Source organism: Ruminiclostridium cellobioparum DSM 1351 = ATCC 15832, assembly GCF_000621505.1.
Classification (GTDB): Bacteria; Bacillota; Clostridia; order Acetivibrionales; family DSM-1351; genus Ruminiclostridium; species Ruminiclostridium cellobioparum.
This window is the reverse complement of record NZ_JHYD01000069.1, coordinates 1-7,106: the sequence shown is the minus strand read 5'-3', so window position 1 is coordinate 7,106 and position 7,106 is coordinate 1. Positions and strand designations below refer to the sequence as shown.

At 40.7% G+C, this 7,106-nt stretch carries 7 protein-coding genes and 1 pseudogene; 5 read left to right on the top strand and 3 right to left on the bottom strand.

From position 1 onward, the window contains the following. From T344_RS31390 to T344_RS28775, 3 genes and pseudogenes are all read left to right on the top strand, one after another. Window positions 1–231 (top strand): annotated as a pseudogene (locus T344_RS31390) (group II intron reverse transcriptase/maturase); the annotation flags it as partial. A gap of 215 nt (window positions 232–446) precedes the next feature. Next, window positions 447–1,250 carry an SIMPL domain-containing protein gene (locus tag T344_RS0119170; RefSeq protein WP_027630023.1) on the top strand — a complete coding sequence of 268 codons (804 nt, stop codon included), beginning with the start codon at window positions 447–449 and terminating at the stop codon, window positions 1,248–1,250. Between the two features lie 138 nt (window positions 1,251–1,388). Further along, the gene (locus tag T344_RS28775) at window positions 1,389–2,057 is read left to right on the top strand and encodes a phosphatase PAP2 family protein (protein ID WP_051572055.1); all 669 of its coding nucleotides are present in this window, start codon (window positions 1,389–1,391) and stop codon (window positions 2,055–2,057) included. A 26-nt stretch (window positions 2,058–2,083) separates the two neighbouring features. Here the strand turns inward: T344_RS28775 and T344_RS0119160 are convergent, their stop codons facing one another. Beyond that, window positions 2,084–2,797, bottom strand: coding sequence for a L,D-transpeptidase family protein (locus T344_RS0119160; RefSeq protein ID WP_027630022.1), 714 nt, complete (start codon window positions 2,795–2,797; stop codon window positions 2,084–2,086). A 268-nt stretch (window positions 2,798–3,065) separates the two neighbouring features. Here T344_RS0119160 and T344_RS0119155 point away from each other — a divergent pair, with 268 nt between their 5' ends. After that, entirely contained in the window at window positions 3,066–3,986 is a 921-nt protein-coding gene (locus T344_RS0119155; protein WP_027630021.1) for a phosphatidylserine decarboxylase, read from the top strand. Between the two features lie 232 nt (window positions 3,987–4,218). Continuing rightward, a complete protein-coding gene (pfkA, locus tag T344_RS0119150; RefSeq protein WP_004622770.1) occupies window positions 4,219–5,202 on the top strand; it encodes a 6-phosphofructokinase in 984 nt (327 codons plus the stop codon). A gap of 82 nt (window positions 5,203–5,284) precedes the next feature. On the opposite strand, the gene T344_RS0119145 is transcribed toward pfkA, so the two are convergent. Next, window positions 5,285–5,797 carry a hypothetical protein gene (locus tag T344_RS0119145; protein WP_027630020.1) on the bottom strand — a complete coding sequence of 171 codons (513 nt, stop codon included), beginning with the start codon at window positions 5,795–5,797 and terminating at the stop codon, window positions 5,285–5,287. A gap of 51 nt (window positions 5,798–5,848) precedes the next feature. Next, entirely contained in the window at window positions 5,849–6,763 is a 915-nt protein-coding gene (locus T344_RS0119140; protein WP_027630019.1) for a helix-turn-helix transcriptional regulator, read from the bottom strand. Window positions 6,764–7,106 lie beyond the last annotated feature (343 nt).

The window sequence follows — 7,106 nt, the reverse complement described above, 5'->3', positions numbered from 1 at the left end:
ACAAAATGGAATATAGAATACTTCTGCCGTATAGGATTGATACCCTCAAACTGGCTATACTACAGCAAAATGTTTGGTTACACCCTAGAACAGTACATTGAGCGTCAGACAAAGAAAACAAGAACGAAAAGAGAAAAGCAAATAGCGAGACTAAAAGAAAAAGGCCAGAAATATTATACTCCTGACCGACTTGCAAAAATTGCTAACGCACAAAGATTTGCTTTAACTTGATGAATCAAAATCTACAATTGGTAAGCCGTATGCCTTAATAGGGCACGTACGGTTTGATAAGGGGGAAGCCAAGAAATTGGTTTCCCTACTTTCTTAGTAATTGCTTTCAGCAATTTGCTATAAATAATTTGCTATTGACACTTTTGGACTATAGTAGTAGTCTATTTATATAAACTACTACTATAGTCTGAGATTGTAAAGGGAGGTAAGTTATTATGAATTATATTAAAGGAAAGTCCTGGCCGGTTTTAATGATTGCAATAGTATTTGTGGTAATGTGCGTTTTATCTACAGCAAGCTTTGCAGAAGGGAATTCTGTCGCCCCGGAAGTACGGGAAGCGGCAAGGATAATTTCAGTGACAGGTACAGCGGACATCATGGTTATACCCGATGAAGCCGTGTTTTCTCTGGCGGTGGAGACAACCAACCTGGATATTTCAAAGGCAAAATCGGAGAACGATACAAAAATAAAAAAAATTAAAGACATAGCAAAGGATATGAATATAGACCCAAAATACATAGTTACAGATTATATTAATGTTAATCCCAAATATACATATACGAACAGCGGAGAAAATGTTTTCAAAGGTTATACGGTTCATAGAGGCTTGATCATTACCTTGAAGGATCTGAAAAGATTTGATGAACTCTTAACGAGACTTCTGGAGGCAGGTGCCGATTATATTCAGAATGTACAGTTCAAAACTACACAGCTGAGAAAATATAAAGATGAAGCCAGGGCCCTTGCCATAAAAGCTGCCAGGGAAAAAGCAGAGGCTCTGGCAAAAGAACTCGGTCAGACAGTGGGCAAGGCAAGTAACATCCAGGAGATTCAGGAGAATACATATTCTTACTACGGTCCATGGAGTTCCGTTGGAGCTGGCCGGGCCACCAATGTTTTGTCCAATTCAACTTCAAATGCACAGATAGCCGGCACTCAGAACTCAAATTATGAAGATTTTTCACCGGGACAGATCAAAGTAAGCGCAGGCGTTTCGGTTATTTTTGATTTAATTTGATTTAAATTAAGAAATTGATAAGATTTATACCAGGGATTTTTTAAGGTTTTAATTTTAGAATTATTCCTATAAACCAGCAGCGGAAGAAACTCCTTCAACCGGTACTTTCTTTCGCTGCAAAATAGGAGGAATTCTAAATTGAGTAAATTCAAAGAAATGAGCTGTCAGCTTCTGTTGTTATTATCAATATGCATTATAAAAATATTCTACGTTATGCTCAATAACCCGGGAAGAGGGGCGGTAAGCCTTGTTACAGACATTGACCGTAATATACCTTTTCTGAAAGGTTTTATTGTGCCATATATCGGCTGGTATTTTTTTGTATTCGCAGTGCTGATTTACTTTTGCTTTAAGGACAGGAAGATGTACCACAGGTCTCTTATTGCCATCAACCTTGGCATTATACTGTGTTACGGGGTTTATATCCTCTTCCAGACAACGGTGCCGAGACCTGTATTGGCCGGAGATGATATATTTACAAGGCTTGTGGCTTTTATTTATTCGGTGGACCAGCCTTACAACTGTTTTCCAAGCATACATACCCTGGTTAGTTCCGTATTGATTAGGGCAATAAATAAAAGTAAAATTAAAAACAGAAGAAACACTGTAGTTATAACTGGAATGGCTGTATGCATCATACTTTCCACGCTGTTTGTAAAACAGCATGCAGTTCTTGATGTAATTGCGGCAATACTGCTTGGCAGAACAATATTCAAACTGGTGTATGATTTTGACTTTGAAAGGGATGGTTCAGGAAACGGAATCAGTTTTTGTGTAAGACTGCCCAGGCTGCGGAAAATTCAATAATCCGGTTATGGAACTGTGAATTATTCTTATTCAAATTCCCTGAACCCCATTGCGTTATAATCGGCAAGGGTGATTGTAAATTTTAACTTCAGGCCATGGTCTTTCTGGAATTCGTACAGTGCATTTTTTAAATTGTTTTCATAAATACCTGTTACGGCATCTTCAAAGTAACCAAGGGTTTTTAGCTTCTCCTGTACGGCCAGAACATCGGCACCTCTGTCGCCGGGCCTTAAATTCCTGAACCCCGTACCAAAAGGCCCGAAGGGTCCGTTTCTTATTATCACGGGAGTGCCTAATGAGACTATATCATACAATTCCCTGATATCCTTGTTGTACATGCGAATGCAGCCGTGGCTGGCAGCTCTTCCTATGGAGTTCTGATTTGTTGTGCCATGGATTCCGTAGCTGCCCCACCTTACGTTCAGACCCAGCCAGCGGCCGCCGAAGCTTTTCCCCCATTTTCCCTTGTCTGTTATTTCCCAATCTCCGATTGGGGACGGTAAATCGGGTCTGCCGGAGGCTATTGGATATTGTTTTATGCATACGCCGTCCTCATAGAGGTAAAGCTTTTTTTCGTCAATCTGAATGAGTATTGAATATTCATGATCTCCGTTGAGGGTGTTTTCTGCTGCGTTATTGCTGATTATTAAATAACTAAAGATATACACCATTAAAATTGCAATAATCAACAGTGCCTCCAGTAAAATGAGAAGGTTACTTTTTTTAATCAACAATATCATACTTTCAATCCACCTCTTAGCAGTCTGTAACATCTAAAACGTCTATTGTCCGGCGGGGAACATTTTCAGGACAATGCTGTTCCGTGGGAATTTAACGGTCGGCAATGCAGGAATTTAGATGTTACAGATTATTATATATATGCAGACTTTGTTCAAAATTGACAACACTATCATTGTTTTGTATGATTTTAATTAGCTGAATATGATTCTTTTCAGATTTGCAAGGTAAAAGGGAGTATAAGTAAACGTAATCGAAATGGGATGGAACATGATTAAGATATATAACCGTAAAACCGGGGAATATGAAGTTGAAAAAGTAGCCGGAGGAAGTCTGCTCAATGCACTGTATACCACAAGGACCGGCAAGCTGGGTCTGGAACTGCTGGTCAAGCGGAAAATATACTCGGCCCTGACAGGGTTTTTCTGTGATACGGGTCTCAGCAGAAGGAGCATCCCAGGTTTTGTAAGGAATTTCTCCATTGATATGGAGGAATGCCAAAACAAGCTGGAGGACTTTAAAAACTTTAACGACTTCTTTGCGAGAAGGCTGAAAAAGGCTGCGAGGCCTTTCGATAAACCGGAAGAATACCTGCTGTCGCCGGGGGACGGCCGCCTTCAGGCCTGGGAAGACATTGATTCCGATAAAGTCCTTCAGATAAAGGGTATGAGCTACAAACTTGCCGGGTTGCTGCAAAATACGGAACTTGCCGGGGAATTTGACGGTGGAACCTATATTATACTGAGACTATGTCCTGTGGACTATCACAGGTTTCATTTCTTTGACGGCGGAGTGTGCGGAGAGCCTACCAGGGTGAGGGGAGAGTATTATTCCGTAAATCCCGTGGCACTGGGTACAATTCCCGAAGTGTTCTGCAGGAATAAACGGGAGTACAGTATTTATAGCACCGACAACTTTGGCGAGGTGCTTTATGTAGAGGTCGGAGCCACGTCGGTGGGGTCCATAATCCAAACCTATACCCCCGGCAGCAGGCTGGAAAGAGGCGACGAAAAAGGGTATTTCAAATTTGGAGGCTCAACCGTGCTTTTATTCTTTAAAAGGGGAAAGGTATTAATAGATAAGGAAATCCTGGAGCAAACAGCTGCCGGTTTTGAGACCAGAGTTATGGCAGGTGATGCAATAGGAAGGGCGCAAAAAGAAAAGCCGGTTACAGATGAAAAGAATGGCTGACCTTGCAGGTAAAGGCGCTGGGGAAATTGACTGCATAAAAACGTCGTATTTTATATTGTTAATAATCCTGTATTAGTTTATAATAAATTAAATTGGGTTTTTATTGTTGTTTTTCTAATACATTTTATATTGTTATTGGTTTAATGTTGCTTCAATGGTGAAGACCATAAACAGATAAATTTAAAAATTTCTTATTACTAATAGTTTTATTAAGGTCTCAGGGAGGGTTCGTATGAGTGACGTAAAAACAATCGGTGTACTCACAAGCGGTGGAGATGCGCCCGGAATGAATGCAGCAATTCGTGCAGTGGTAAGAACCGGAATTTATTACGGTTTTAAAATGCTGGGAGTAAGGAAAGGCTATAATGGATTGATAGCAGGCGACATTTCAGAAATGACTGCCAGAAACGTTTCAGATATAATCCACCGTGGAGGAACGATTCTCCAGACAGCCAGATGTAAGGCATTTTCAACCGAAGAGGGCATGCAGAAAGCCATGTCCATATCAAGAGCTTTTGGCATGGATGCGCTTGTTGTTATCGGGGGAGACGGTTCCTACAGGGGTGCAAGGGATTTCAGCAAATTCGGAATGAAGGTTATGGGGTTACCCGGCACCATTGATAATGATATTGCAAGTTCTGATTATACCATCGGTTATGATACGGCAATGAATACAGTTCAGGATGCACTGGATAAAATCAGGGATACGGCGTATTCACACGAGCGATGCAGCGTCCTCGAAGTAATGGGCAGAAAAGCGGGACACATTGCCCTCAATGTAGGTATTGCCGGCGGAGCGGAAGTAATATTGCTGCCTGAAAAGGAATTTGATTTTGATAAGGATATTATCAGAAAGATAATACAGGGAAGAAACAGCGGTAAGAAAAACTATATCATAATTCTTGCGGAAGGTATCTCGGAAAAAATCGGAGGAGCACTGGAACTTGCCAAGAAGATAGAAGATCTGACCGGTATAGAAACAAGAGGAACAGTGCTTGGATACATTCAAAGAGGCGGAAGCCCGACCATACAGGACAGAGTTATGGCAAGTGCCATGGGAGTTAAAGCCGTTGAACTGCTCAAAGACGGTGTATTCAACAGAATCATATCCGTAAAGGATTCCAAAATAATTGACATTGATATTGATGAAGCACTTTCAATGAAAAAGGATATAGATCAGGATCTATTGAGAATGAGCAACATTTTATCAATATAGTTTAAAGTTGTTAAAAGTTTTATGTCAATGTATTAAAACGGGGGAGCCGCAAGCGGAATCCCCCGTTTAGTTTTTACAGTGTTTACTTTTGCCGGCGAATTGCGTATAGCTCACCATTTACACGCCAGGTGCCGCCGCCGTCTGTGGAAGTCCTGTTTTGCCAATGGAAGGTTGTCGGGGTGATTTCAGAAAAAATCCACTGGTTTATTCCTTCTGATGGATTCTGATTAGTAAGCACAATATTTTCACCTATCTGCTCGGCTTCCAGAACGGTCATATGGTTTAAATATCCGTAACAGATATCCCATTTTCCTTTTTTGGAATTGTAGAAACGCACTGTTGTTCCATACTCTGCGTCGGGCTGGGGATTGATTAACCTTTCCTGCCGGGAAGGACATATAAATACGTCTTGAATAGCCTGGCCTTCAAGTATCCAGGAAAAAATCCATTCACCGGTAATATGCCGCTCACGTTCAGTACCTTTTCCGTCGATCCATTCAAAATCCCATTGGCCTGCGAATTGACCAAAGAGGTTTAATGCATCCGGTGTATTATCACTGCGGGAACCTGCCAATACATCTTGAAATTCTGACATTTATAACACTCCTTTAATGTTTTTTACATAATAGCAAAACTATTACGACATCTAAGTGTCGTAATTCTGAATAAATTTTTTGGCAGTTTCGATTAAAGAATCGCGATAAAAGTCAGGTGCTATAATTTTGGCATTATTGCCTAAACCTAACAATAATGCCTGCCACATAGGTTCAGACGGCGGTACGTGAAGATCCATGACCCATGATCCGTCAGCTTTTTGTTTAAATTTTGCATCGGGGAAGGTCTCTTCAAGTAGGCTTATGTTATCAGCGGGGCACCAAACCAATATATGTTCACAGTTCTTATAATAATCCTGTTCATGTTCCTGCAGCAATTTTTCAACATCCGCTATTCTCTCAAAATGGCCTCCGGCCGGTGCCGGCTTGTCCATACGGACAACTTTAAAAGTTCGGTAAGCTTTCTTTTGGACGTCATAGGCAAACAGATACCAGGAGTACCATTTGAAATGCAATGCCAATGGCTCCACAAGCCTGTCAGAGCACTTTCCGAATGTATCTCTGTATCGAAAAGAAACCTGTCGGCAATGCTCGATACAGTTTTCCAATATATGATTGTTCGACTGTATTTTGCTCCCTTCCTTTGTAACGCCGTAGTCAACAAATATGGAGGGCAGATTGGAATCCGACATTGAGAGGTACTTATCCAAAATTGTATCAAGCCGTTTATTTTCATAACTTGTGCTCAAACTTTTTAATGCCATGATTATGATATTAAAATCTTCTTTTTTAACAAATGAGTTATGCAGTTTATAGCCTGCCAGAACGGAATAGCCGCCATTATAACCGGTATCCGAGGTTATTGGTATTCCGGCCATTGTCAAGGCGGTAATATCCCGTTGTATTGTTCTTACGGATACGCCAAAGCGGTTTGCAAGCTGCTTGCCTGTCATTGTCCGGTTATTCAGCAGTAAAATGACTATTTCAAGTAATCTGTCAATCCGCAACACATCACCTCCCACATATATAATAATACTCTCGAAAACTCCAATAGCTTTCGAGCTCTATGTTTTAAGATGCAATTTTCTTCTCGCACCTCTAACATTCTCCAGTTTTTTACTTTAAATTTTCCAACAACATTTACCAGTAGTAACCATATATGGTTACTGTACACCTTGACATTAGCTTCCAAAAATTTGAAAACCACAGCGTATGGTATTAATTGCCATAACACTGGTTTTGGAGGCTATATTAATGTTGTGTAATTGGAACTCTCATGTAGACTATCAAAAGAAACTTCTGCTGGATTTGATTCTGTTTTCTGAAATTGAAAAAAGCAGGGTGGTCTCT